Raw genomic sequence first — 24,905 nt, forward strand, 5'->3', positions numbered from 1 at the left:
AACGGCAACCAAGCGCGGTTATCGGCAAAGACGTGGTAGCGATAATGAAAAGACACCTTTATGGCATGGATGGAGCTCGGCTCACGCTACGGCGTGCGGCCACAATCGGACTGTTATTAGGCGGATTAGGCGGATTAGGCGGGCTGACAGGTCAGACTCTCGCCGCACCGCAGGTCGAATTTAACTGGCAAGCCGCACCGACAGAACGTTCGGTAATGACGCTGACGTTACAGGATGCGATCCTGCGAGCCTTTGCTCGTAACCCGCAGATCGCCCAGGCTTCGGCACAGATTAACGTGGGTAAAGCCGATCTGGCGCTGGCGCAAAGCGCCTGGTTCCCGCAAATTGCCCTCAACAGCAATTTTGGCAAATCCAGCCAGACCGACTCCTCCGGCACCTTGAACAACAACGCCTCAGCAGGCGTAACCCTGAACCAGTTGCTGTATGACTTCGGCAAAACCAGCGGCAGCATTGAGGAGCAAAATAACCTCTCCGACGCCTATCGCTACACGCTGTACCAAACCATGACCGAGGTGGGCCAGCAAACGCTGCAGGCTTACCTGCAGGTCAAACGCTATCAGGACTTGGGCACTGCGGCGGAGCGCAACCTGGTGTCGCTGAACCGGGTCAAGGAAATTGCCGAGCTGCGGGCCAATGCTGGCCTCAGTTCGCAATCCGACGTGTTACAGGCGCAAACCCGCATCGCCGGGATGAACGCCACGCTGGAACAGTATCGCGCCCAGCACCGTTCGGCCCTGGCGCAGCTTACCGTATTGACCGGCGTCGTGCCGGATAAACTGCCGGACCTGCCGCAGCAACTGTTGCAACAGAAAATCACCCTCAAGTCGCTGCCCTATCAAAAAAGCAATGCGGTGCTCAGCGCCCAGGCCAAGCAGGAGGCCGCTACCCAGCGCATTCGCCAGGCCGAGGCCCAGCACTGGCCTACCATCTCGGTCCAGGCTGGCCGCACCCGCTATGAGAGCGATGGCAAAGACGCCCAATCCTATTGGAACGATCAGTTGCAGCTAGTGGTGCAAGCCCCGATCTACCAGGGCGGCGCGGTCAATGCCAAGGTCGATGCCGCCGAGGGCGATCGTCAGGCGGCACAGGCTCAGGTCGAGGCCGCCAAGCTGGATATGAACCAGAAAGCCTCCACCGCCTATGCGGATCTGATTGGGGCGCAGCAGCGAGAGCTGGCCGGAGCACAGCAGTTGAGCAGCGCGGACTACACCCGCAGCGTCTACCAGGACGAGTACAAGCTCAGCAAGCGCAGCCTGAACGACCTGCTCAGCGTGGAACAAGACGTACTGCAGGCAGAAAGCTCACGCGTCACCGCCCTGTACGACGGCTGGGACGCAGCGGTGCGCTACGCCTCTGCGGTCGACAACTTATTGGATATGTTGGGTATCGAGCGCCAACGAGCCAGTGGCGACAACTTACCGTCGCTATAGTCTGAATGATTTTGCCAGGAGCGCTTATGTCACAACCTGCATCACTCGAAGCCTGGATCGCAGCCATGGCCCGGGCGGCCAACGGCTACGGTCTGGCTGTCGATATCAAATCCGTCCGCCAGCAAATGCGCTGGTATGAACAACTGCCGGCCCCGCGCCGCCTGGAACGCCTGGGCCATCTGATGGGGCTTAGCGTCAGCTTGCAGCCACGGGAGAAAGTCCGCTGGCGTAACGAGATCCTGCCCGCGCTGATCGAGATCGATGACGGCGGCCTGATGGTGATCGAATCCCTCGACAGCGAAGGCAAGGCGCTGTATTGGCTCAACGACAGCGGCGACGTGCAACGAGAGGCCGAGCTGGTGGAACTGCTGCTGAAAGGGCAAGGCACCATTGTGCTGCTGGGAGCGGCGAAGCGCGGGCAGGATGCGCGCATCGACGACTTCGTACAGCCCTACCGCAAACACTGGTTCTGGCAACACTTTCGCGGGGCCAAACGGCAAATCGGCGAGATCTCGCTGGCATCAATCATCAGCAACGTACTGGCACTCGCCGGTATTCTGTTTTCGATGCAGGTCTATGACCGGGTTATTCCGGCTCAGTCTTACTCCACCCTGTGGGTGCTGTTCTTTGGGGTGCTGATCGCGGCGGCGCTGGAGTATGCCATCCGCCTGTCGCGCACCGTGATCTCCGATCTGATGGGCAAGAAAATCGACCTGAAGATCTCCGGTATGCTGTTTGCCCGCGCCCTGGCAATCAAAAACGAAGCGCGGCCAAAATCGACCGGCTCGTTTATCTCGCAGTTGCGGGAGATCGATCAGGTACGGGAATTGCTGACCTCCACCACCGTGGGTGCGGCGGCGGATATGCCGTTCGTGCTGCTGTTCCTCGCCATTATGGCGCTGGTAGGTGGCCCGCTGGTGTTTATCCCCATGCTGGCAATCCCGCTGATCGTCATTCCTGGCATCATGCTGCAATGGCCGATGGCCAAGCTGGCGAAGGAAGGTATGCGGGAAAGCGCTCTGCGCAACGCGGTGCTGGTTGAGTCGATCGAAGGGGTTGAGGACATCAAGGCACTGCAAGCCGAGCCCTACTTCCAGCGCCAATGGGAGCAGACCCACGCGGTCAGCGCCAACATCGGTATGCAGCAGCGGCTGTGGGGCGCGCGGTTCAGCGGTTGGGCCTCAACGGTACAGCAACTGACCTATGCCGGGATGCTGGTGTTTGGCAGCTATCTGGTGCTCGCTGGCGATATCACTACCGGTACCATGGTGGCCTGTAGCCTGCTTTCCTCACGCACCATCGCCCCGCTGATGCAGTTGACCATGGTGTTCTCACGCTGGCAGCACGCCAAAACCGCCATGACAGGCCTTGACGATCTGTTGAAGAAACCGCTCGATAAGCCTGAAGAGGGCAAGATGGCTCATTGCCCGGTGCTCAGCGGCCATTTCCAGCTGCGCAATCTGCAATATAGCTACGACGTGGAGAAAGGGGAAAACTCGATCACCGTCAATAATCTGGAGATCAAACCCGGCGAACGGGTAGCGATCCTCGGCAAAGTCGGCGCGGGGAAATCGACGCTGCTGAAGCTGCTCTCCGGCCAGGCCAGCGCCACCCGGGGCAAGGTGATCATCGACGGGGTCGACATCAGCCATATCGATCCCAGCGATGTGCGCCGCCAACTGGGCTTTCTCTCGCAGGAGTCGCGGCTGTTTTTCGGCAGCCTGCGCCAGAACCTGATGCTCGGGCACCCTCATGCTACCGAATCGGAAATGCTCCAGGCACTGCGGATCTCGGGGGCACTGAGCCTGGTGCAACAGGACGCCGCCAGCCTGGATCGCATTATTCATGAAGGAGGCCGCGGCTTGTCCGGCGGCCAGCGCCAGATGGTGTTGTTGAGCCGTATGATCCTGCGCAACCCACAAATCGTGCTGCTGGATGAACCCACCGCCTCCATGGATGAACAGTTGGAAGAGTACGTGATCCGCCAGATGCACGGCTGGCTGAGCGGCCGCACGCTGGTACTGGTCACCCATCGGCCAGCGCTGCTGAAGCTGGTGGATCGCATTGTGGTGCTGGATAACGGCCGCGTGGTGGCCGACGGGCCACGGGACCAGATCCTGCAGGCAGCCAATAAGCCGATAAATAAAGAACAGGGCGTAGCATGAGGAGCAAGCAATGAGCAATATCACCATGCAAGACGATCTGGCACGCCAGGGGCGGCGGCACTCCTCGGTACTTTGGTTGACGCTGCTGGGGATGATCCTGTTTGTGGTCTGGGCCTATTTTGCCATACTCGATGAGGTCACCGTCGGCACCGGCAAGGTTACGCCCTTAAGCCGGGCGCAGCTGATTGAGAGCCTGGACGGTGGGATTATCGATCACCTGTATGTGCACGAAGGGGACATCGTCAACAAGGGCCAGAAACTGGCGCAGTTGGATGTGAAACGCTTTCAGTCCAACTATGGCGAGGCCTTTTCCCGCGTGCGGACCCTGCGCGCCTCCGCCGAACGCCTGCGTTCCGAGCTGACCGGCGAGCCACTGCAGTTCAGCGCCGATACCCTGAAGGAGCCAAGTCTGGTGGCCCGTGAACGCCAGCTGTATGAGTCCCGCAAGCGCAACCGCGATGAAACCGTCAGCAATCTGCAACAGTCGATGCAGTTGGTCCAGCAGGAATTACGCATGACCGAACCGCTGGTCGCCAAAGGGGCTGCCGGCCAGGTTGAAGTAATCCGCCTACGGCGGCAGGTTAGTGAGCTGAGAGGCAAGATTGACGAGGCAATCAACCAATATGCCGTGCGGGCGCGTGAGGAGCAGGTAAAAAACAACGCCGATCTCGACGCCCAGTTAGAACTGGTGAACGGTAAGGAAGATCAGTTGGATCGTGCCACCATGGTCTCGCCTGTGCGTGGGATCGTGAAGGATATTCAGGTGACCACCGTGGGCGGCGTGTTGCAGCCGGGTGGCAAACTGATGGAGATCGTGCCGTTGGAAGATCAGTTGCTGATCGAAACCCGCATCAACCCAAGGGATATCGCCTATATCCGCCCTGGCCTGCCAGCCACCGTCAAGGTGACCGCCTACGACTCTTCGATCTACGGCAACCTGAATGGCGAGGTGGAGAACGTTTCCCCGGATACCATTCAAGACGAGGTCAAACGTGACCAGTATTACTACCGGGTTTACGTACGTACCAAGCAGGCGGAGCTGATGAATAAGGCGGGCAAGAAGTTCCCGATTGTGCCGGGAATGGTGGCCAGCGTGGAGATCAAGACCGGGCAGAAAAGCGTGCTGGATTACCTTATCAAGCCGCTGAACAAGGTGAAAGAGTCACTGCGGGAACGGTAATTATTAAAGGCCAGAGAGTGGTTAGCCTCCCTGGCCTTATTTACGTTTCCACCTTCATCAGTCGATGAATCTGCGGATCAGTTCCAACAGCGCAACCAGCGCTTTCAGAACGATGAGAACTTTATCAATGAAAGTTTTCATCCGTTACTCCTTAAAAAGGAGTGAGAGCACTACCGCTTACCCTTCCATTGCCTGTCGCGGCAGATATCTCATTGTTAGATGATGATGTTCTCACTCCAGCCAGAGCACCGAAACCGGCACCACCCGTAATTCAGCCAGGACTTAGAAAGCGTCATGCACAATCCCAGAGCAATACCATCAACAGAGCTAACCAGCCGATTATACCCACCTTTAGTTCCGACGCCCCATCCCCAACTTGCGAAATTACCTTTAAGGTAATAATATTGGGTTGTTAGATGATGATGTTCTCATCCTGGCCAGAGACACCAACTCAGGCCGGAAAGTAAAAAAAAACCCGATTCACCATCGGGTTTTTTTACGCCTGAAACTCGCTCAAAAATCAGAAAAACTCACTGCCCGCGCCGAGCCCTGCCCACCGCTTCACCCAACTGCCACACCGCCATCGAATAATGTACGCTGTGGTTATAGCGGGTGATGGCGTAGAAGTTCGGCAGACCGTACCAGTATTGATAACGGTTACCCATATCCAGACGCAGCAGGCTGACCTGCTGATTACCTTCCAACGAGCCTTGCGGCGTCAAGCCCGCTGCGGCCAGCGTAGCCACCGAGTAGTTGGTTTTAAAACCAGTCTCTAAACCAGGAGCCTGGCCATTAGCCGGCACCGCCACCGTTGCCCCACGCGTCCAGCCATGAGCTTTGAAGTAGTTGGCCACGCTGCCGATGGCATCCACCGGATCCCACAGGTTGATATGGCCGTCGCCGTTGAAGTCAACCGCATAGCTCTTGAACGACGAAGGCATAAACTGGCCGTAGCCCATCGCACCGGCGTAGGAGCCGCGCAGGGAAAGCGGATCGTCACCTTCGGCACGCGCCATCAGCAAGAAGGTGGCCAATTCACCGCTAAAGTAGTCAGCACGGCGTGGGTAGTTAAACGACAGCGTTGCCAACGCATCGATAATGCGCGTTTTGCCCATCACCCGGCCCCAGCGAGTTTCTACCCCGATGATGCCCACGATAATTTCTGGCGGTACACCGTAAACCTGATAGGCGCGCTGGAGATCCGCCTCATATTTATTCCAGAATACCACCCCGTTCTGCACGTTGTCCGGCGTCAGGAACTTGTTGCGATAGCGGATCCAAGCGCCGTTTGGCGTGGTCGATGGCTTACCTGCCGGTGCCTGCTTATCCATCAGAGCCACCACCCAGTCCAGCTGTTTGGCCTGGGCTAGCACGTCATGCAACTGCTGGCGCTCAAAGCCGTGCTCCTGCACCATCTTGTCGATAAAGCGCGCCGTCGCCGGATTATCGGCAAAGTCGCCGCCCAGCGGATGAATGGCATGCTCCGGTTCAAGCACAAAGCCACTCTGCACCAGGCTATCTGGGGGGGCCAGTTGCTCGGTAGGTTTAGGCTCGCTGCTACAGGCAGCCAGCAAAGGGATCAGGGGTAAAAGCGTAACCAGGTGACGCATTGGATATCCATATAGGCCAGGCAAAAAAAGTTGTCACTATGTTAAGCCATTGTCTGGCGCGAACAAACAGGAATCTGGTCCCCGGCGGCCTCATTTTGTTCACAAAATACCCAGCTAAAAAGCAAGGGCACATATACACTTACTAGTGCTTACCTTTATCAAGGCGATACCCGTTCAACGCCACTACGCTAGGTTGCTTCGTTGCCCCTGCGAACTGGCGCAATCAATGTGTTTTCTCTCCAAAGCAGCACAAGAGGAATAACGTATATGAGTAAGCTCCCCGATCAAGAACCGCCACGCCGTGCCCTGCTAAAACGTACCGCAGCCCTTTCAGTATTAGCCATGACCGGCATTGCCGGTTTCACCGCACCTTCAGTGGCCTTTGCCGCCGCAATGACCAAAGAACAGCGCGATAAAATGACGCCGGACGACATCATCGCCAGCTTTAAACAAGGCAATATGCGCTTTCGGGAAGGCAAAATGCAGCAGCATGACTATGTCGCCCAGAAGCAGGCCAGTGCTCAGGGGCAGTTCCCGGCGGCGGTCATTTTAAGCTGCATTGACTCACGCGCCCCGGCGGAACTCCTGTTTGACGTCGGCATTGGTGAAACCTTTAACGCGCGCGTTGCCGGTAATATCCAGAATGACGACATTCTGGGCAGCATGGAGTTTGCCTGCGCCGCTGCCGGAGCCAAAGTGGTGCTGGTGATGGGACACACCGCCTGCGGTGCGGTAAAAGGAGCCATCGAAAATGTCGAGCTGGGTAACCTGACCGGGCTGCTCAACAAGATCAAACCGGCCATCGACAAGACCGAATTTAAAGGCGAACGCAGCGGTAGCAACTATGAGTTTGTCGATGCCGTCGCCAAAACCAACGTCGAGATGACCATCGCCGATATCCGCAAAAACAGCCCGGTGCTGAAAAAACTGGAAGAGGAAGGAAAAATCAAGATTGTAGGCAGCATGTACCATCTGGACGGCGGCAAGGTTGAGTTTCTCGCTTAACCCCTGGCTAACCTCTCACAACAGCGGTGGGCATTGGCTCGCCGCTGCTTATAACTCTTATTGATTATCAATGCATTACATCACATCCTGTTTCAATAATTATTCTGCGAATCATTAAAAATCCCTCTTTTGATCAAACAAGCCCCCAGCCATCAACATAGAATTCACAAAAAATTAAACTCATCAAGGATAGGGTTTTACATGGAAATTAAGGTTAATGGCCGTTTGGTCGCACTGAGCAATATCCCACCAGAGACTCCCCTGCTGTATGTCCTACGCAACGATCTACAACTCAACGGCCCCAAATATGGCTGTGGCCTGGGTGAATGCGGTGCCTGTACCGTACTGATCGACGGCGTTGCGGCCCGCTCTTGTTCCACCCCGCTGTCTGCAGCCCAAGGCAAAACGATCACCACGCTGGAAGGGCTAAGCCAGGAAGGCCATTTACATCCGGTGCAACAGGGCTTTATCGATGAACAGGCCGCGCAGTGTGGCTACTGCACCAACGGCATGATTATGACGCTGGTGGCGCTGTTTGAACGCGATCCCAAAGCCAGCGAGCAACAGATAAAAAACGAATTAGCCTTCAACCTGTGCCGTTGCGGTACCCATCTGGAAATTCTGGCTGCGGCGCAACAGGCCAAGCGGCTACTGGCCGAGCGCGGTGCCCAATGATGGAGATGCAGATAACCCGTCGCCGCCTGCTGCAGGCGGGTGGCGTAGTGATGGTCAGCAGCCTGTTACCCTTAAACGCGCTGGCGGGCAGCCCTGCCGCCGCAGGTCGAGCGATCCCTCTGGACCGTATCAGCAGCTTTATTGCCCTCAGTGCCGACGGCAAAGTGACCGCGTTTAACGGCCACGTCGATCTCGGCACCGGCATACGCACCTCACTGGCGCAGATTGTCGCCGATGAACTGGACGTGGCTTTCGACGATGTTACGCTGATCCTGGGCGATACCAATCGTACGCCCGATCAAGGCCCAACCATCGCCAGCGCCACCATTCAGGTAACCTCGGTTCCCTTGCGTCAGGCGGCAGCGCAGGTACGGCAATTGCTGGTGGAACTGGCAGCTATGGCCTTCAAGCGCCCGGCCGCACAGCTGACAACCGCCAATGGCTTTGTCTTTGCCCCAGATGCCCCCTCAACCCGCCTGAGCTACGCCGAACTGGCGCGTGGGCAGGATCTGCATCTGCCGCTGAACAGCAATGTGGGGCTGAAAAGCCCGCAAAGCGGCCAGTATGTGGGCAAACCGGTCGCGCGCGTCGATATTCCGGCCAAGGTTCGCGGCCAACTGACCTATGTGCATGATATGCGCCTACCAGGCATGTTACATGGCCGGGTGGTGCGCCCGCCTTATGCCGGAGCAGACAGCAGCGCACCATTGGGAAAAGCGATGATCTCCGTCGATCGGGGATCCATCGCCCACCTACCCGGCATTGTCAAACTGGTGGTCATTAATGATTTTATCGGCATCGTGACCGAGCGTGAGGAGCAGGCGATCGCAGCCATGCGCCAATTAAAGGTGCAATGGCAGCCCTGGGCCGGGTTACCGGATCTGTCTTTGGATAAGCTGCACGCTACTCTGGAAGCCATGCCGAAAGCCGAGCGAATTCTGCGCGACGATCCGGGCACCACCGACGCCCTTGCCGCGGTCACAACTCAGGTCAATGTCGACTACGTCTGGCCTTATCATTTACATGCCTCTATCGGCCCTTCCTGTGCCGTGGCCGAGGTGAACGCGCATCAGGTGGAAATCTGGTCTGGTACGCAAAATCCCCACGACCTGCGCAAAGACATTGCTAAATTGCTTGGCCGTGAGCCGGAGCAGGTACATATCAACCGTATGGAAGCTTCCGGCTGTTATGGCCGTAACTGTGCCGACGACGTTTCGGCAGATGCGGCCTTACTGTCACATGCCACCGGCAAGCCGGTGCGGGTGCAGTTGATGCGCGAGCAGGAAGCGGGTTGGGAGCCAAAAGGTACCGGGCAATTGATCCGCGTACGTGGCGGGCTGGATGCCAACCATCAGGTCGCCGCCTATGAGCTGAGAACCAGCTATCCCTCCAACAACGCCGTCACCCTGCCGCTGGTATTAACCGGCAAGGTCGCCAATCGGCCAGATGTACAGCAAATGGGTGACCGTACCGCCGTGCCGCAGTATGAATATCCGCATATGCGGGTGATTGCGGAAGATGCAGCCCCCATCGTGCGGGCTTCCTGGATGCGTGGCGTGTCGGCGCTGCCGAACGTGTTTGCCCATGAAAGCTGGATCGACGAGTTGGCCTACCTCGCCAAACAGGATCCGATCGCCTACCGGCTGCAATATTTAACCGATCCGCGCGCCATTACGTTGATCCACGCGCTGAAAAAACAGGCCAACTGGAAGGATGGCCCCGCCCATCGTAATCCGGTGGCCGAGGATCAAGAGGTGGTCAATGGCCGAGGTTTCGCCTATGCCCGTTACTTCCACAGCAAATTCCCCGGGTTTGGTGCCGCCTGGGCGGCCTGGGTCTGCGATCTCAGCGTTAATCGCCGCAATGGGCAGATCAAACTGAACAAGATCTACGTTGCCCACGACTGCGGGCAAATCGTCAATCCGGCCGGGGTGCGCCATCAGGTACATGGCAACATCATCCAGTCTGCCAGCCGGGTCCTGAAAGAGTTTGTCACCTTTGACAGCAGCGGTGTGACCTCACTGGATTGGGGCGGTTACCCTCTGCTGCGGTTTGACGAACTACCAGAGGTGGATATCCAACTGCTGGATAACCCGCATGAGCCGCCGATGGGGGCCGGTGAATCCGCCTCCGTACCGAGCGCTGCCGCCATCGCCAATGCGTTATTTGATGCGCTGGGCGTCAGACTGCGTGAAGTCCCCTTCACCCCGGAACGGATCCTGAAGGCTTTAGCTACTGCCACCTCTTCCAGCCATGCAAACGGGTAACACATTATGCACAAGATAAAGAAAATCGCCGGGCTGGGCGCGCTGGCCGTTGCCATCATCGTCGCGGTAGGTGGGATTGCCACCTGGCAGCCAGAAATGGTGCAAACCGAACTGCTGAATACCCACAATTTCAGCCAGGCGCAGATTGAAAAAGGTGAACACCTAGCCGCTCTTGGCGATTGTGCGGTGTGCCACACCCGCCCCGGAGGTGAACGCAATACCGGCGGGCTGGCAATGGAGATCCCGTTCGGCACCATCTATACCAGCAATATTACGCCCGACCTGGAAACAGGAATTGGCAGATGGTCCTATCCCGCCTTTGAACGCGCCATGCGTCACGGGGTCGACCGCCAGGGCAATTACCTCTACCCGGCTTTCCCCTATACCGCATTTACCCGCACCAGCGACGAAGATCTCAAGGCACTGTACGCTTACCTGATGACGCAGCCAGCGGTGCACTACCAGCCGCCGAAAACCTCATTACATTTCCCCTTCAATATCCGTCAGGGTATCGTGACCTGGAACTGGCTCTATCTGACGCCCGGTGCCATGCAGCCAGACGCCAGCCAGAGTAAAGAATGGAACCGGGGGGCCTATCTGACAGAGGGGCTGGGCCATTGTAGCGCCTGCCATTCGCCACGAAACTTCCTGTTTGGTGAGCAAGGGGGCAGCAAACATTTGAGCGGCGGTGTTGCAGAAGGTTGGACCGCTCCGGCCCTGACCGCCAACGCTCAGATCCCGCTGGCCTGGAGCCAGCGGGATCTGCTGACCTTTATGCAAACCGGCTACTCGGCTAACCACGGCGTGGCCGCCGGGCCAATGGCACCGGTGATCGAGGAAGGTCTTTCTCAGTTGCCACCAGAAGATTTACAGGCCATTGCTACCTATCTGAGTTCCTTCCATCCTCAGGAGAAAAGCCTGCCCGGTAAGGCCTCAGAGATCAGCCGGTTAGCGGAGCAAAGCGTAGAACCGCTGTCTTCACAGGGGGCCCGGATTTTCTCCGGGGCCTGCATGGCTTGTCACTCTCAGGAGAAAGGCGCGCAGATGCAGGGCGTACGCCCTTCCCTGGCCCTGAACAGCAACCTGTATAGCAGCAGCCCGGATAATGCCATCCGCGTGGTGCTTTCCGGTATCCAGCATCCGGCCAAAGGCGAATTGGGCTATATGCCTGCGTTCCGTTATAACCTCAACGACGCGCAAATCGCCGCGCTGCTGAACTATCTACGGCAGGACTTTGCCAAGCAAAAACCGTGGCCTGATGTGCAGCAACGGGTGGCGGAACTGCGAGCGGAAACCGCCCCCTCACCGCAACCCTCTCCCACAGGGAGAGGGAGCTGATACGGCGTTGTGATCAGGTATGGGAAGCAATCTGTGACACCGTCTGGATAATCAATGTCCAGCCGGAGATCGCTGCTCCCCTCACCCCAACCCTCTATCAAAAAAGGAGAGGGAGCTGAACGGAACGCGTGGCAGGGGGCAAAGTTATTCTGTAACTACTTAATATAAAGACACATTACTGTAATTCAGTGGTGGCACGATCGGTCCCCTCTCCCTGTGGGAGAGGGTTAGGGTGAGGGGTGTGAACAGAAGCCAGAAGCTACTTCTGTAACTTGGCCAACAGCGTCTTACGGGTAATGCCGAGCTGTTTGGCCGCCTCGGTCTTGTTACCGGCAGTTTGTTCCAGCGCCGCCAAAATCGCCTGTTTCTCTACCTGCTCCAACGGCTGGATCGCTTGGCCACATTGGCTATCCGGCTGCACATCGACGCACTGGCTGATGCTCAACGGCAGCTCTTTTTCACTGATAAAATCCCCACTCAGCAGGATCACCCCGCGCTCAACGCTGTTCTCCAGCTCACGCACGTTGCCCGGCCAGGGGTATTTCAGCAGCATATCCATCGCCAACGGGGTAAATCCCTTAACCGTCTTACGGTTACGCTCGGCAAATTTGGCCAGAAAGTGCATTGCCAACAGCGGAATATCTTCGCTGCGCGCCCTCAGCGGCGGGCTTTCCACCGTCACCACATTCAGCCGATAGTAGAGATCCTGGCGGAAACTGCCAGCTTCCACATCCGCCAACAGATCCCGGTTAGTCGCCGCGATCAGGCGTACATCCACCGACAGGGTCTGATTACTGCCCACCCGCTGGATCTCCCGCTCCTGGATCGCCCGCAGTAATTTCGCCTGCATCAACGGCGAGACTTCTCCAATCTCATCCAGGAACAGCGTGCCCTGATCAGCCTCCATAAAACGCCCTTCCCGGCGTTTATCGGCACCGGTAAATGCTCCTTTCTCATGCCCGAACAGCTCCGACTCCAGCAGAGATTCGCTCAAGGCGGCGCAGTTGATGCTCACCAATGGCCGTTCCTTGCGCAGGCTATTGGCGTGTACGGCCCGAGCTATCAGCTCCTTGCCGGTGCCGGACTCGCCGCTGATCAACACCGTCGCTTCGGAAGGGGCGATCATGGCGATCATTTCCAGCAACTTGCGCATCGGTTCACTGCGGCCAATAAAATTTTGCTGATCGAACCGCAAACGCTGCTTCAGATCCTGGTTCTCGCTCTTTAACGAGGTATGCTCCAGCGCGCGTGCCAGCGTGAGCTGCAGCGTATCGAAATCGAGAGGCTTGGTCAGATAGTCATAAGCCCCCGCCTTAATCGCTTCAACGGCAGACTCCACGTTGGAGTAGGCGGTCATGATCAGGATCGGGATCGCCGGGTTATAGCTTTTGATGGCCTTCAGCGCTGCGATGCCGTCCATTTCCGCCATCCGCACGTCGCTGAGGATCAGATCAAACGGTTGCGCCCTGACCTGCTCCAACGCTTGTCGGCCGTTATGCGCCACGCTGACTCGGTAACCCCAGCCGTTTATCAGCGCCTGGAGGATGGTGCAGTGGCTGAGATCGTCCTCAACCAGCAAAATATGTGCATTAGGCGTCTGCATAAACCTCTCCCTGCGGTGTTTGGTGACTAAGTGGGATCACCATTGTAAAGCGTGTGCCCGTTGGTTGGCCGCTGGTAACGGCGATCGTCCCCTGGTGCTCCTCGATCACTTTTTGCACCATGGTTAGCCCCAGGCCGGTGCCCGCCGCCTTGGTGGTGAAGTAAGGGTTGAAGATTTTTCCAAGGTCGTCAGGTGGGATACCTGCACCCGAGTCGCTGACGGTAATGCGCATCGCCCCATCCCGGGTTGTTTCAACTTCAACCTCGAGTACGCCATCCGAGCCAATTGCCTGAATGGCATTGAGATACAGATTCAACAACACCTGAGTGAGGCGATCGGGGTCGATCTCCACCAGCGGCAAAGCTTCATCACAGCGGGAACGGAGAGCGATGTTGTTACTCTCAGCATCCTGACGGATCAGGTGTAGCGAATGTTCGATCACCTCGTTAATCGCCACCCGCTGCAAACGCAGATCGGCAGGGCGCACCAGCGCCAGTAACTCGGTGATCACCCGGTTGAGACGATCGACCTCTTTCGCCATCACCTTGGCCAGTTCATGCTGTTCGCTACCCGCAGGCGAGCGATCGGCAAAATACTTGGCGAAGCCTTTGATGGAGGAAAGCGGGTTGCGGATTTCGTGGGCCACGCCAGCCGCTAAATCGCCGATAGCCGCCAGCTTTTCTTTGCGGCGGATCTCCTCTTGCAGCTGACGAATTTCCCGCATATCGCGAAAGATAAACACGTTGCCCAGAAAATGGCCGCTGTGATTAACAATATTCGCCACGCTGATGCTCAACGGCAGGCTCTGCCCACCAGCCAGACGATGATCAATATCCTGTTCGATGATCGGCTGGCCGTGGCTACTTTTCTGCGCCAGTTGCTGCCATTCGGTGGGTAGCGCCTGATGGCTGGGCTGGCCAAACAGCTCGGCGGCACTGCAGCCCAACATCACTTCTGCCGCATGATTAACTACCCGGATCTGGTGCTGATCATTGGTGGTGATCAAGCCCATCGGCAAGTTACTGATAATTTCGCTGGAGAAGGCCCTTGAGTCCTGCAACTGCTGGCTGGAGCGTTGATAACGGCGCCCCCAGAACAGCGCCAACAAACTGGCTAACGCCAGCAACAGCAAGATGGACAGCAAAATCGAGGTGTTGCGCATATCCTTTGCCTGGGCGGCATCCAGCGCGACGGTGTCTAACGCCGCAAAAATGACGGTTTGCTCATCATCCTGAGGCTCGGCAGCCTCCTGCATACGCGATCGGTTCATCATATGGCCAGAGTGGCCGCTGCCACGCTTGAGCGGCTTAAACCAACGGTAGGCTTCGAAAGCATTCTGCTGCCGATCCTGTGGCTCATCAAAGCTCGTCATATGCCACTGTGCATCGCTGGAGACCTTCAGCTCAGCCATCTGTTGCGGGCTATACAACTGCTGGCCAACGCGTTGTGGATCGCTGTGCGCCAGGATGCGGCCAGAGCGATCGGTAATGGCGATGTACAGCACGTTCGGCTGATAGGCCATCTCCTCCAACAGAGTTTGACGCTGCTCGTGACGCCAGCGCATGCCCATACCGGTACGAGCACCGGATTCAAACGAGCTCATCAACACCGCGCTTTTTTCTCGCAGCGTTTGGATCTCCACCTCACGCCCACGCTGCAGATCTTTAATGGCCAGCGTGATGATAATGCCGAGCAGTAACGCAACCGCTGCGATCGCAATCCAGGCAGATAAGAGCGTCGATTTGGTTTTAAATTCCATGGGCTTCCTCTGCAACCGGTACGCCAGCGTGCGGGTAATTATTACCCACACTATCAGTATGGCGAGTAAAAATAACCCACTTTATCTCTGGATTGCGGCCAGCAAACGGCCACCCTCCACCATCAGTTATTTTTATTACTGTCATAAACTTAACGCGCTGCATGTTGGAGTTCCTTGGCTGGCGCCCGTTGGCTGAGATAGCCAAGCCCTAACGGCGATCCTGGAACTATACAATTCCCATGCCAGCCTGAAGCTGGCACGACGGTTGCAATGAAAGAAATGGAATCCATGAACCCTAAACAAAAGGAAATCAATCATGACGCTAACTAAAACCACCTTCGCCGCCGTTATCTCCGTTGCCCTGCTGACCGGTGTTAGCACTACCGCGCTGGCGCAAAATGGTTACCACGCAAACATGACCAATGCACAGGGAACTCATCAGGGGATGGGTTATCAGCACGGTAACCGCGCGAACTTGACGCCTGAACAGCAAGCCGTCAGCCAGAAAGCCTTTGATGAGTTCCAGTCGAAAACCGCCGATCTGCGCCAACAGCTGATGTCCAAGCAATACGAATATCAGGCGCTTCTGACCAGCAAGCCTTTGGATGAACAAAAGGTCTTGGCCGTGAGCAAAGAAGTTACCGCATTGCGTGACAACCTATATCAACAACGCGTAGCGCTGGATACCGATCTGGCCAAGGCTAGCGTGCCAATGATGGGCCACGGGATGGGCGGAGCGGGGATGCACGGCGGACGCGGCTGCCGTTAACCCCTAACATTACCCTGAGATAAAATCGGGAGAACACCAGCCCTGTTCTGGTTTCTCCCGCCAATTCTTCGCAATTCCAGGATTGCTCAGGCAGCCCCCGCCATTGATTCCCCCCTTAAGAACAATTAATAAGACTGATTTAAGACTTATTAATGAGAATATTCTTGGAAAATTGACGTAAAACAGCATACTAAAACGCTTAATCTCTATTCTTACGCCCGAATATAATTTTTTGTCGTATCACCTGAATAAAATCAAGTTCCTGCCATACTTATTTGCATGAGACAGAGACTGTCTCTTTGCGCACTTAACTTGCTCGGAGTTATCTCATGAATAAAACAATCATTGTTGTCGCTCTTGCTGCCGCCGTTCTCAGCGGATGTAACGCTAATCGCACCGCTTCCGGCGATACCTTTACTGCAGCGCAGGCCAGGCAGGCCAACTTCGTCACTTATGGCACGCTGGTCTCCGTGCGCCCGGTCACCATCCAGGGGGGTGATGGCACCAACGCCGCTGGGGCTATTGGCGGGGCCGTAGTCGGTGGCTTCCTGGGTAATACCGTGGGTGGCGGCTCAGGACGCAGCCTGGCAACGGCGGCGGGTGCCGTGGGAGGCGCAGCTGCTGGCTCAGGGATCCAAAGCGCCATGAACCGCAGCGCCGGGGTGGAACTGGAAGTGCGCCGGGATGATGGTGTGAATATCGTGGTCGTTCAGGCACAGGGCTCAACCCAGTTCCATACAGGGCAGCGCGTTGCACTGGTGACCAATGGCAGCACCACCACCGTATCACCACGCTAAAGGGAACAAGTTGCTTCACGGTTTAGGTGTCAGGCCGCAACATGGCCCCCTTGCTGATAGGATACAGAATTCAGGGACGAACTCCCCTTGTGGGATGATAGCGAGTTTTCCGGCTCGACCATTACAATAAAAAACGGAGTTAAACCTGATGTTTATCAAATGGATTAAACGCATTGCCCTGCTGTTGGTGGTGTTAATCGTCGGTGCGCTGGGCATGCGAGTTTATGACACCCAGCGTGGGCCATCGTTACAGCTTTGGCATACCTTTGTCCCTGATGAAATGCACGCCGATGAGATCGATAAGGCCAGTTGGGCGGATTATCTGACTGCCGAGGACGCCATTTTCAAAGAGGTCCGCCAGAATGTGACCGACAAGTTGGACAGCAGCCAGCAGACCTCGTTAAACCGCTACTATGCCGAAAGCCCAATCTATCCCGAAAAGTTTCCCACTGACTGGAACCGCTCCTACACCATGATGCCGGAAGGCAAACCGAAAGGCGCTGTGGTGCTGTTGCATGGTTTGACCGATACCCCTTACAGCCTGCGGCATATTGCGGACAATTACCGTGAGTATGGTTATGTGGCGGTCGGTATTCGTTTACCGGCGCACGGCACCGTACCGGGAGCACTGACCGATGTGGATTGGCAGGATTGGATGGCCGCCACCCGCTTGGCGATCCGTGAAGCCAAACGCCTGGCGGGTGATAATGTACCGCTGCATATCGTTGGCTTCTCAAACGGCGGCGCGTTGGCGATGAAATACACGTTAGATGCGTTGGATGACCCTAGGCTGACCAAACCCCAGCGTGTGGTGCTGATTTCACCGATGATCGGCGTCACCAGCTTTGCCCGTTTTGCCGGTATTGCCGGTTGGCCAGCCATCTTCCCGGCGTTTGCCAAGGCGGCATGGTTGGGGATTGTGCCGGAGTTTAACCCGTTCAAATACAATTCGTTCCCGGTGAATGCGGCACGCCAGTCCTTCCAGCTAACCCAGGCATTGCAAAAGCAGATTGCCGCCGATTCGCGCAACGGGAAAATGGGTGAATTGCCACCGATCCTGACGTTCCAATCGGTGATGGACTCGACCGTCAGCACCCGTGCGGTGATTACAGCGCTGTATAACCATCTCCCCGCCAACGGCAGTGAGGTGGTGTTATTTGATTTAAACCAGGCGGTAGCGTTTGGGCCGTTACTCCGAAGCTCATCCTATACCGCGCTGCCGCGGCTGCTGCCACCGCCACCGCGTAACTATACGGCCACCATCGTCACCAACGTGACGCCGGAAACTACCGATACCGAGGCGCGTACCATCGTCGCAGGGCAAACGGCAGAAACCACGGATCTGCTCGGTATCACCTATTTGCCGGATATCTTCTCGCTATCGCACGTGGCGTTGCCGTTCCCGCTGAGTGATTCCCTGTACGGGCGCTACCCGGAACCGCGCAATCAGTACGGTATCAGCCTGGGGACCTTTGCAGCACGTGGCGAGCGGGCGGTGCTAGTGGTCGGGCTGGATTCGCTGATGCGTCTGTCCTCCAACCCGTTCTTCCCTTATATGCTCAAACGCATAGATGACAATATTGGCCCTGCGCCAACGAAATAAGATAGGTTAACCACGGCCAGTGCCCATTCGGTACAAGCCGTGGTTTCAACCGGAAAAAATAGCCGAATTGAGCACGCTGGTTTTTATTGGGCACGCCTGAAACAGGTTACGCACTCCCAGTTTATGCAGGGCATTACGCCGGTGGGTATACACGGTTTTGGTTGAGATACGTAAGCTGTGGCCGATGGCTTGCATATTCATGCCATCGATCATAGACAGCAGTACGGCCTTCTCTCTGCGGGTTAAGCTATCCTGGAGAAAAGTAGCAACGGGAAGCTCCCCACCGACTATCTTGACTAACTCATTAAATACCGCGTCTACATCAGCATCCTCTGCAAAGGCAATATGTCGCCCAAAATCCAGGTTGAATTTTATTTTCATTTCACGTGGCAAAAAAATCACTTTGCCCGGGAATTTGGCAACGGCAATCAAGAACGACATTTCACTCATGGAATTCAACATATGAAAAACCAGCACATCTTCTTTACCAAAACTACTGGCGCTGGTATTTTTCAGTTCATTGAGTGCCATTAAGTTAATCACTCTCCCCTCGGCATGCAAATACGCCTTAAGCCCAACAAAAAAATAATAATTATCGGTAATTATATTAATTCTTCCAGCCATATCAATGGCACTCCTTTATGAAAAACAAATCTCCATCTCATCGCTACAACAGCAATCCGAGGCTCTAACATGGCCAAATGTAGCGTTTTTAAATTCATGAGCTACGCTATCCATGGGCCACAACTAATAATAGTTAATGGTAAACACCACTTTACCATTCGCCTTGCCCGGCGTCGGAACCGCCGACGTTTTAATATAACGGGCAGCCAAGGGAATTCGAATTGTCGAACGACCATCTTCCGGTCAGTTCACGCTCTGTTCCGCTGAGAAGTTAAACAGCGTCAGTGCTTGGGCGCTCTCCCCCCAGCCAAGTTGGGTTGTCCATTTTGTTTCATAATAGGTATCTAGCATATTCAGGTTTCCCTGATAAAGTACCGTCCCCACCGGAACGTCTACACCGGCCGAGATCACCGGTGGATTCACGGGAACGGTGACAGTAAGTTGCTGAGCGCTTCCTACCGTCACGGTGAGCGCTGCCCAACTCGGATTAGAGATAACCGTTATCAGCATTCCCATCAGTAAACCTGATACCTTATTTATCGGTCTTTGCATGGGTAACATCCTCTTTCACACAATCTATGTAGGCCATGACAGATAGAATAAGGCTGGAATTTGTGGCTACGCTAACCAAGGGTCAACCTTCTTTATTTATCCGAGAGGCATGCTCATCGTTGCTCAATAGTAATTAATGGTAAACACCACTTTGCCATTCGCCTTGCCCGGCGTCGGTGCCGAAGCCGTTTGAATATAGCGGGCGGCCAGCGGGATACGAATGGTCGGGCTGCCATCTTTTGGCAGCGTCATAGCCTGTTCAGTTGAAAAATTAAACAATGTCGGCGCCTGGCTGCTCTCCCCCCAACCGAGCTGGATGCCTACGCCCGATGCCGCACCTGGAACCGTCGAGTCGATTTCCATCACGCCATTGGCAGCATCAATCACCGAAGTTGCCGGGGTTAATCGCACACCAATACTGTTACTGGTTGAGTTGGCTACAAGCCCGGTGCCGGTACTGTAATCGAACATCAGCGTACTGTTATCAGCATTATAAAAACCGTAGAAGGTTGGGCAATTGGTCAGCCTAATTGACGCATCAAGCCAAGGAGTGGTCGAACCTATTCGGTTAAAATACTCTCCGATGTCATATTCACCCATTGCAACAGCGACCAGCGGTGTGCTGCAGGTCTGTGCCGACACCGTTAATTGCCCCTGAAATTGAACCCGGGTAACCGTGATAGGCAATCCAGCTGTCGATGCATGATACAGCGGATTAACAATAGTCAGGCCAGCTACCGGAAGTTTCGACGCATCCAAGGTATGATTTCCAGGCGAAATAACACCGGTTTTAATCAGTGACACGTAGATGACCCTATTCGCCATATAAGGCTTATAATGCCCCCCAGTTATCGGGCTCTCGACATCGTTGGGAAACTGATAGTTTGGTTGGCCAACCTTGGCCGCATCACCATTATTGCTGCGGGAGATGGCAATGCCTATACCTGGAATGCCGGTCTCATATACCGCGCCACCGAAAGGGCTGCCTGACCAACTGGAAAGCGGCATAGGCGCCTGCTCAATACTCCAGGCAACGTTAAGCCACATTGAGGCAGGGTCCAACGTGGATGTACAGTCCATCACACTGATACCGGTTGAACCACTAATCCAGCGCCCTTGATAAATTACCGTTCCGACAGGAATATCTGCCCCTGCAGAAATCGCGGGAGGGGTTAGTTGAACGATATCGGTGCGGGAACCACTACCTAACGCTGTGCAGTTTACCACCGCCCAGGCGCTGTTACTGGCTACCATGAACATAAGTAGCCCAATTGTACGCTGCATTATTCTCTTCATTCTTTCACCTCTGGCACAACCGTATGCGCCACACTTGCTATATTTTTATATGTTCTGGACGACGTAAATGATTTAGCTTCATCAGCCAAATAAAGGCCATACCGGACGGTTATCCTTGGTTAACAGCCGATATCGCATCATTGTTCGCCATTTTCACTCTCTGGGAACCGGCTGATGTCGTCGCCGCACAAGGAGAGTTGAATTGCTGTATCTGCGCCTGGCCCTTGGCTACAGGCATCAGCACATAGCTGACAGTGCATTGCATCTCGCCACCTTCGCCCCATTTCACGCGCAGTTGACCTTTGTCTTGCGCCACGCGCGCATACAGTTGCCCGCCCTGGCCCACTGAGCCTACGCTGTTGCCTTTGCTATCAAAGATATCGGCCCCAAACGGTACCGGTTCCCCTTGATAGGTCGCGTTCACCAGAATTGGCGTCCCCTGCTTAGTTGTATATTTCATTTTCACTACCGCACCGGAATATGGAGCGACTTTCTGGCTGGTGTTATCCAACTCCACATCGGCCGCCGTCCCTTTCGGATCGATACTGATCTCGTTCATCTGGTACGGATTCAGGTAAGGCACTATCGCGTACCCCCGTGAATCGATGCTCACGCCCGGATATGAGGAAACTTTCGCTCCCTCTGCACCCTTGGCTTCCACCAGCGCGAAGGTGTCCGACGTGTACGGCGTAAAGGTCACCCCACCAGAGTGGGCGATCACCGTGCCGTTCATCCCGGCAGAGGCGCTTTGATAGCCTTTACCGGTGCTATAAGTACCGCTCAACGCCGTGGCCGGGGTACGATAGTTACCGCTCAGCGAGCCGCTGGAGCCCATGCCCTGATTGGCATTCATCGCCGTCACGCCGTAGCTGAACTGATTATCCATCCCGGCAGTGCCGGATACCGTCGCCTGCTGGCCATAACGGCCGCTGCTGTCATGCGACAAATCCATCCGCAACTGTGGCGTGTGGGTTTGGTCGCTACGCCCCAACGGCAGGCTGAAGCTCAACAGATAGTTGGTCTGCGCCGTGCCCAGGCTGGAAAAACTGCGGTTAATGCTCAGGCCGTAGGACAGGTCCTTGTAGCGATTGTTGTAACCTACCTGGTACTGCTTCTCGCTGCCGTCTTTGTTCCAGTAATTCTGCAAGGAGCCGCTGATATACAACTGGCCCCAGTTATCCGGCAGACCTTGTCCCGCGGTCACCGTCAGGCGATTTTTGGCTCGCGAGATCGACTCCGGCGAGAACCCTTCTGCTACCGCGTCACGAGTCTGCATCGCGGTCATAAAGTCCATAAAGCCATCGGTTGAGAAGCGGTACGCCGCCAGCGACAGGTTGCTGTTGGTTTCGCTGATCAGCTTGCTGTAGCTCACCCTGTAACTTTGCCCACTCAGGCTATTACCCGCCTCATGTCGGCCATTGGCGTCGGTGTCGTTCCCCAGATGGGTACGCGCCTGCGTAACATCAAATGCCCAGGCACCAATCGGCGTGCCTACCGCCGCACCCAACTGCAGTGCGTAGTAATCCTGGCTAGCCTGCAGGCCACCATAACCGGTGATGGCGTTAGTCAGCCCCAGTTGATAGGTGCCCTGATACAGTGCCGGTTTCTCACGCAGGTTATCGCTGCGTACTTCACCTGCGGTGATCGAATAACGTGATGACCCAGGTCGCAGCAGTTGGGCCACCGAGGCATAAGGCACGCTGAAAGTTTGCTCGGTACCGTCGGACTCACGTACCGTGACCTGTAGATCCCCACCGTAGCCGGTTGGGTACAGATCGTTGATCAGGAACTCGCCCGGCGTGACCGTGGTTTCATACAACACCTGACCGCCCTGACGTACGGTAACGCGGGCATTGGTGCGGGCAATGCCACGGATATCCGGCGCATAACCGCGCAGGGACTCCGGCAACATCCGCTCATCACTGGCCAGTTGAATACCGGTAAACGGCAGCGTATCGAACAGTTGCCCGGTAGTGTTCGATTGGCCCATTAACACGCGAGCCTTGAGTACTGGAATATCGCGCTGCAAATAAGTATTGAGGTTGTTGTACTGGTTCGGCCCATTGTCCATCCGGGTATAAGACCCGTTGTGACGTAGATACCAGGCGCCGACATTCAGCCCGGCGTTCACACCGGCAAACAGCGAATTGAAGGTTTTGCCGTGCGATTCGCTGGTGTAGCCGTTGACGTTGTAGCCCATCAAGAGTGCCGGTACGCCGCTGTCCCACAGCTCCGGGCTAACGGTGCCGCGGGCAGTGTTGAGCATGTAAACCTGCGGAACCATAATATCCAGGCGTTGCTCATTACTGTCGTAATTCACCTGAGCCACTGGCAACTGGCTCTGGAGATCGAAACAGACTTCCCCTTTGCTCAGCGAGGTTAAAAAATCAGCTGGCAGCTTAGCGAAATCAAACGCAATGTTTTTAATCAGTTCGCGGGTCAGGCAGGGATAAACGCTTTTATCTGCCCGCGCTTTGAATTCAATGTCGGTATTGCTGATCGGTTGATTATTAACATACAAAGCCGTTTTATAGACCCCAGGCAAGCCCGAGGAACCATTGGCAAAGCGACTGAGGTCAACCGACTTTTCATCATCCACATTCAGGAAAGAGGCATCGAACTCAAGATTTTTGGCAATACCTTGCGGTGTAGAAACCGCGATCTCAGCATTAACGTTAGCCGCAAAAAAAGTTGATAAAATAGCTATGGCCAGTGGCGATAACTGTGCACGCAGACCATATTGAAAATATTTAGACATAGATATCCCTTCAAGAACTGATTCCTGAATAGCGATCAACAAATTAATGCGAGAGTGTTTTATATAGCGGGGACGTTATTTTATCACTGCATCAAAAGTATTAACCGCACCGTAATCATTTACGAAACTCCCTGTAACCTTACTACCTGCACTGCCCGCCAAGTCCAATGTCATGGTGCTACGAGGAGCCACCATCGCATGGTCAAGTTTTTTACCATTTACCGACAGGTTGACCAACGAGACATAATAAGGCGTTGGGTTACTGGCCTGTAGCCGATTACCCTGGCTGTTCCAGGTTAGCGCTTTAACCGCTTCATTGGCGTTACCTTGCAGACCCGCTGGGCGATAAAACAGCTTGATGCGCGAACGGAACGCCATCTGCAAGCGGTTCTCAGTGACTTTAGCCTGGGCTTTGGCTGGGACTTCCAGCACGTTCAGCCAGAACACCGATTCTTTATCCATCGGCAGCGAACCACCGGCGTAGCTGATACGCAACGTCTGGCCTTTGCTTGGCTCCACACGGTTCATCGGGGGCGTCAGGACAAACGGCACCTTGATCGCTGCCGGTTTGGCATCGGCGTCACCGTTATCGATCCAGCTTTGCAACAACACCGGTGATGGACCACCGTTACTGATTTTGACGCTGACTTCTTTGGCATCAGAGGGGTAAATCACCCGCGTACCACTAATCACCACGCTGGCCAGGCTACTGACGCTGAACAGAGCTGCGGCGGCAAAAGTGCCAACTTGCAGTACATTAATAGAAAGACACTTCATCATAAACTCCGAACACACTGACAGATTGGGAGGGGCAATCCCCCCTCCCACAGTCCATTACTGGTACTGAATAGAATAAACAACGCTGCTGACAACTTTACCTGCAGTGGTTGCGTCCTCTGCGTAGTAGCGAACGATGTACGGCAGTGTAGCGCTACCACCGGTAACGTCTTGATAAGTCATCGCAGTAACCTGATCTTGGCTACCGGCTTTGATCACGGCCTGAGTCGGGCTTGAAGCGTCCAGCAATTGCAGGCTGACGTTGGTAGCACCAGCACCACCGGCAGTGTTAAGCAGGCGACCAGTAACGGCATCAACAGAAGCACCCGCCTGGAAGAAGGCAGAAGCAGTTTCCAGTGTGCCAGCACAGTTGCTCAGGGCCATCACGAAACCGGTATCACCGGCTGTGCGAGTGGCGGCTTGCAGTTGGCTGGTGCTTACGGTTGGCAGAATAACGGTCGCATCCGCTTGCTGGCCATCAACCACGACGTCACAGGTATTTGCAGTCAGTTCACCGTTAAAGGTGATGGTGCCGGTAGAAGCTGCCTGAGCCAGGCCAACAGTACCGAAAACAGCGATCAGGGATGCAGCGATTGCTAACTTTTTCATATATATTCCTACTTACCTTGTATTATGAATACCATTTTAATATCCATTAAAATGGCCTGGTGAATAC

General features: G+C 55.5%; 21 protein-coding genes. 10 read left to right on the forward strand and 11 right to left on the reverse strand.

Annotation, left to right across the window (positions count from 1 at the left end):
- Window positions 1-44: 44 nt before the first annotated feature.
- Genes IMQ33_RS14440 through IMQ33_RS14450 form a run of 3 tightly spaced genes read left to right on the forward strand, consistent with a single transcriptional unit; the run spans window position 45 to window position 4,796 of the window.
- A complete protein-coding gene (locus tag IMQ33_RS14440; protein ID WP_230326755.1) occupies window positions 45-1,451 on the forward strand; it encodes a TolC family outer membrane protein in 1,407 nt (468 codons plus the stop codon).
- Window positions 1,452-1,477: 26 nt separating this feature from the next.
- Window positions 1,478-3,616: a type I secretion system permease/ATPase gene (locus IMQ33_RS14445; protein ID WP_196062267.1), complete on the forward strand. Its 2,139-nt coding sequence runs from the start codon at window positions 1,478-1,480 to the stop codon at window positions 3,614-3,616.
- Between the two features lie 10 nt (window positions 3,617-3,626).
- Window positions 3,627-4,796: an HlyD family type I secretion periplasmic adaptor subunit gene (locus tag IMQ33_RS14450; protein WP_046808076.1), complete on the forward strand. Its 1,170-nt coding sequence runs from the start codon at window positions 3,627-3,629 to the stop codon at window positions 4,794-4,796.
- A gap of 57 nt (window positions 4,797-4,853) precedes the next feature.
- On the opposite strand, the gene dinQ is transcribed toward IMQ33_RS14450, so the two are convergent.
- Both dinQ and mltB read right to left on the reverse strand, forming a co-directional pair.
- A complete protein-coding gene (gene dinQ / locus IMQ33_RS26400) occupies window positions 4,854-4,937 on the reverse strand; it encodes a damage-inducible type I toxin DinQ (RefSeq protein ID WP_363135933.1) in 84 nt (27 codons plus the stop codon).
- Window positions 4,938-5,326: 389 nt separating this feature from the next.
- A complete protein-coding gene (mltB, locus tag IMQ33_RS14455; RefSeq protein ID WP_196062268.1) occupies window positions 5,327-6,406 on the reverse strand; it encodes a lytic murein transglycosylase B in 1,080 nt (359 codons plus the stop codon).
- A gap of 267 nt (window positions 6,407-6,673) precedes the next feature.
- On the opposite strand from mltB, the gene IMQ33_RS14460 reads away from it, so the two are divergent.
- The 4 genes from IMQ33_RS14460 (at window position 6,674) to IMQ33_RS14475 (ending at window position 11,691) form a co-directional block, all read left to right on the forward strand.
- Window positions 6,674-7,411, forward strand: a complete 738-nt coding sequence (locus IMQ33_RS14460; RefSeq protein WP_065686958.1) for a carbonic anhydrase — start codon at window positions 6,674-6,676, stop codon at window positions 7,409-7,411.
- Window positions 7,412-7,612: 201 nt separating this feature from the next.
- Window positions 7,613-8,086: a (2Fe-2S)-binding protein gene (locus IMQ33_RS14465; protein ID WP_196062269.1), complete on the forward strand. Its 474-nt coding sequence runs from the start codon at window positions 7,613-7,615 to the stop codon at window positions 8,084-8,086.
- Window positions 8,083-10,353, forward strand: a complete 2,271-nt coding sequence (locus IMQ33_RS14470; protein WP_196062270.1) for a molybdopterin cofactor-binding domain-containing protein — start codon at window positions 8,083-8,085, stop codon at window positions 10,351-10,353. Before IMQ33_RS14465 ends, IMQ33_RS14470 begins: the two co-directional genes overlap by 4 nt.
- A 6-nt stretch (window positions 10,354-10,359) precedes the next feature.
- Window positions 10,360-11,691 (forward strand): cytochrome c, encoded by a 1,332-nt coding sequence (locus IMQ33_RS14475; RefSeq protein WP_196062271.1) that lies wholly within the window; start codon window positions 10,360-10,362, stop codon window positions 11,689-11,691.
- Window positions 11,692-11,950: 259 nt separating this feature from the next.
- Here IMQ33_RS14475 and IMQ33_RS14480 read toward each other — a convergent pair whose 3' ends face one another.
- From IMQ33_RS14480 to IMQ33_RS14490, 3 genes are read right to left on the reverse strand one after another with little or no spacing between them, the layout of a single operon-like run.
- Window positions 11,951-13,294 carry a sigma 54-interacting transcriptional regulator gene (locus tag IMQ33_RS14480; RefSeq protein WP_196062272.1) on the reverse strand — a complete coding sequence of 448 codons (1,344 nt, stop codon included), beginning with the start codon at window positions 13,292-13,294 and terminating at the stop codon, window positions 11,951-11,953.
- On the reverse strand, window positions 13,281-15,053 hold the full coding sequence (locus IMQ33_RS14485; RefSeq protein WP_196062273.1) for an ATP-binding protein: 1,773 nt from the start codon (window positions 15,051-15,053) through the stop codon (window positions 13,281-13,283). The genes IMQ33_RS14480 and IMQ33_RS14485 overlap by 14 nt, the downstream gene beginning before the upstream one ends.
- Entirely contained in the window at window positions 15,043-15,216 is a 174-nt protein-coding gene (locus IMQ33_RS14490) for a hypothetical protein (RefSeq protein ID WP_161713845.1), read from the reverse strand. The genes IMQ33_RS14485 and IMQ33_RS14490 overlap by 11 nt, the downstream gene beginning before the upstream one ends.
- A 153-nt stretch (window positions 15,217-15,369) precedes the next feature.
- On the opposite strand from IMQ33_RS14490, the gene IMQ33_RS14495 reads away from it, so the two are divergent.
- The 3 genes from IMQ33_RS14495 (at window position 15,370) to IMQ33_RS14505 (ending at window position 18,222) form a co-directional block, all read left to right on the forward strand.
- Window positions 15,370-15,822, forward strand: coding sequence for a periplasmic heavy metal sensor (locus IMQ33_RS14495; protein ID WP_196062274.1), 453 nt, complete (start codon window positions 15,370-15,372; stop codon window positions 15,820-15,822).
- Between the two features lie 329 nt (window positions 15,823-16,151).
- A complete protein-coding gene (locus IMQ33_RS14500) occupies window positions 16,152-16,619 on the forward strand; it encodes a glycine zipper 2TM domain-containing protein (RefSeq protein ID WP_065686966.1) in 468 nt (155 codons plus the stop codon).
- A 148-nt stretch (window positions 16,620-16,767) separates the two neighbouring features.
- Window positions 16,768-18,222, forward strand: a complete 1,455-nt coding sequence (locus IMQ33_RS14505; RefSeq protein WP_098928636.1) for a carboxylesterase — start codon at window positions 16,768-16,770, stop codon at window positions 18,220-18,222.
- A gap of 45 nt (window positions 18,223-18,267) precedes the next feature.
- Here the strand turns inward: IMQ33_RS14505 and IMQ33_RS14510 are convergent, their stop codons facing one another.
- The 6 genes from IMQ33_RS14510 to IMQ33_RS14535 form a co-directional block, all read right to left on the reverse strand.
- Entirely contained in the window at window positions 18,268-18,846 is a 579-nt protein-coding gene (locus IMQ33_RS14510) for a helix-turn-helix transcriptional regulator (RefSeq protein WP_173409798.1), read from the reverse strand.
- A 243-nt stretch (window positions 18,847-19,089) separates the two neighbouring features.
- Complete coding sequence (locus tag IMQ33_RS14515) at window positions 19,090-19,398, reverse strand: hypothetical protein (protein ID WP_196062275.1); 309 nt, start codon at window positions 19,396-19,398, stop codon at window positions 19,090-19,092.
- A gap of 123 nt (window positions 19,399-19,521) precedes the next feature.
- Window positions 19,522-20,682 carry a fimbrial protein gene (locus IMQ33_RS14520; protein ID WP_230326757.1) on the reverse strand — a complete coding sequence of 387 codons (1,161 nt, stop codon included), beginning with the start codon at window positions 20,680-20,682 and terminating at the stop codon, window positions 19,522-19,524.
- A gap of 121 nt (window positions 20,683-20,803) precedes the next feature.
- Window positions 20,804-23,452 carry a fimbria/pilus outer membrane usher protein gene (locus IMQ33_RS14525; RefSeq protein ID WP_196062277.1) on the reverse strand — a complete coding sequence of 883 codons (2,649 nt, stop codon included), beginning with the start codon at window positions 23,450-23,452 and terminating at the stop codon, window positions 20,804-20,806.
- Between the two features lie 75 nt (window positions 23,453-23,527).
- Window positions 23,528-24,229 carry a fimbria/pilus periplasmic chaperone gene (locus IMQ33_RS14530; RefSeq protein ID WP_196062282.1) on the reverse strand — a complete coding sequence of 234 codons (702 nt, stop codon included), beginning with the start codon at window positions 24,227-24,229 and terminating at the stop codon, window positions 23,528-23,530.
- Between the two features lie 57 nt (window positions 24,230-24,286).
- Window positions 24,287-24,838, reverse strand: a complete 552-nt coding sequence (locus IMQ33_RS14535) for a fimbrial protein (RefSeq protein WP_196062278.1) — start codon at window positions 24,836-24,838, stop codon at window positions 24,287-24,289.
- Window positions 24,839-24,905: the final 67 nt, after the last annotated feature.

The organism is Serratia sp. Res13-Sevr-LER1-36-b, assembly GCF_015673035.1.
Lineage (GTDB): Bacteria > Pseudomonadota > Gammaproteobacteria > Enterobacterales > Enterobacteriaceae > Chania > Chania fonticola_C.

Coding starts and splice junctions, on each gene's coding strand:
- IMQ33_RS14530 (WP_196062282.1), bottom strand. CDS start 24,229: ATGAAGTGTCTTTCTATTAATGTACTGCAAGTTGGCACTTTTGCCGCC.
- IMQ33_RS14535 (WP_196062278.1), bottom strand. CDS start 24,838: ATGAAAAAGTTAGCAATCGCTGCATCCCTGATCGCTGTTTTCGGTACT.
- IMQ33_RS14445 (WP_196062267.1), top strand. CDS start 1,478: ATGTCACAACCTGCATCACTCGAAGCCTGGATCGCAGCCATGGCCCGG.
- IMQ33_RS14500 (WP_065686966.1), top strand. CDS start 16,152: ATGAATAAAACAATCATTGTTGTCGCTCTTGCTGCCGCCGTTCTCAGC.
- IMQ33_RS14450 (WP_046808076.1), top strand. CDS start 3,627: ATGAGCAATATCACCATGCAAGACGATCTGGCACGCCAGGGGCGGCGG.
- IMQ33_RS14515 (WP_196062275.1), bottom strand. CDS start 19,398: ATGCAAAGACCGATAAATAAGGTATCAGGTTTACTGATGGGAATGCTG.
- IMQ33_RS14440 (WP_230326755.1), top strand. CDS start 45: ATGAAAAGACACCTTTATGGCATGGATGGAGCTCGGCTCACGCTACGG.
- dinQ (WP_363135933.1), bottom strand. CDS start 4,937: ATGAAAACTTTCATTGATAAAGTTCTCATCGTTCTGAAAGCGCTGGTT.
- IMQ33_RS14475 (WP_196062271.1), top strand. CDS start 10,360: ATGCACAAGATAAAGAAAATCGCCGGGCTGGGCGCGCTGGCCGTTGCC.
- IMQ33_RS14465 (WP_196062269.1), top strand. CDS start 7,613: ATGGAAATTAAGGTTAATGGCCGTTTGGTCGCACTGAGCAATATCCCA.
- IMQ33_RS14495 (WP_196062274.1), top strand. CDS start 15,370: ATGACGCTAACTAAAACCACCTTCGCCGCCGTTATCTCCGTTGCCCTG.
- mltB (WP_196062268.1), bottom strand. CDS start 6,406: ATGCGTCACCTGGTTACGCTTTTACCCCTGATCCCTTTGCTGGCTGCC.
- IMQ33_RS14470 (WP_196062270.1), top strand. CDS start 8,083: ATGATGGAGATGCAGATAACCCGTCGCCGCCTGCTGCAGGCGGGTGGC.
- IMQ33_RS14480 (WP_196062272.1), bottom strand. CDS start 13,294: ATGCAGACGCCTAATGCACATATTTTGCTGGTTGAGGACGATCTCAGC.
- IMQ33_RS14520 (WP_230326757.1), bottom strand. CDS start 20,682: ATGCAGCGTACAATTGGGCTACTTATGTTCATGGTAGCCAGTAACAGC.
- IMQ33_RS14460 (WP_065686958.1), top strand. CDS start 6,674: ATGAGTAAGCTCCCCGATCAAGAACCGCCACGCCGTGCCCTGCTAAAA.
- IMQ33_RS14490 (WP_161713845.1), bottom strand. CDS start 15,216: ATGCAGCGCGTTAAGTTTATGACAGTAATAAAAATAACTGATGGTGGA.
- IMQ33_RS14505 (WP_098928636.1), top strand. CDS start 16,768: ATGTTTATCAAATGGATTAAACGCATTGCCCTGCTGTTGGTGGTGTTA.
- IMQ33_RS14525 (WP_196062277.1), bottom strand. CDS start 23,452: ATGTCTAAATATTTTCAATATGGTCTGCGTGCACAGTTATCGCCACTG.
- IMQ33_RS14485 (WP_196062273.1), bottom strand. CDS start 15,053: ATGGAATTTAAAACCAAATCGACGCTCTTATCTGCCTGGATTGCGATC.
- IMQ33_RS14510 (WP_173409798.1), bottom strand. CDS start 18,846: ATGGCTGGAAGAATTAATATAATTACCGATAATTATTATTTTTTTGTT.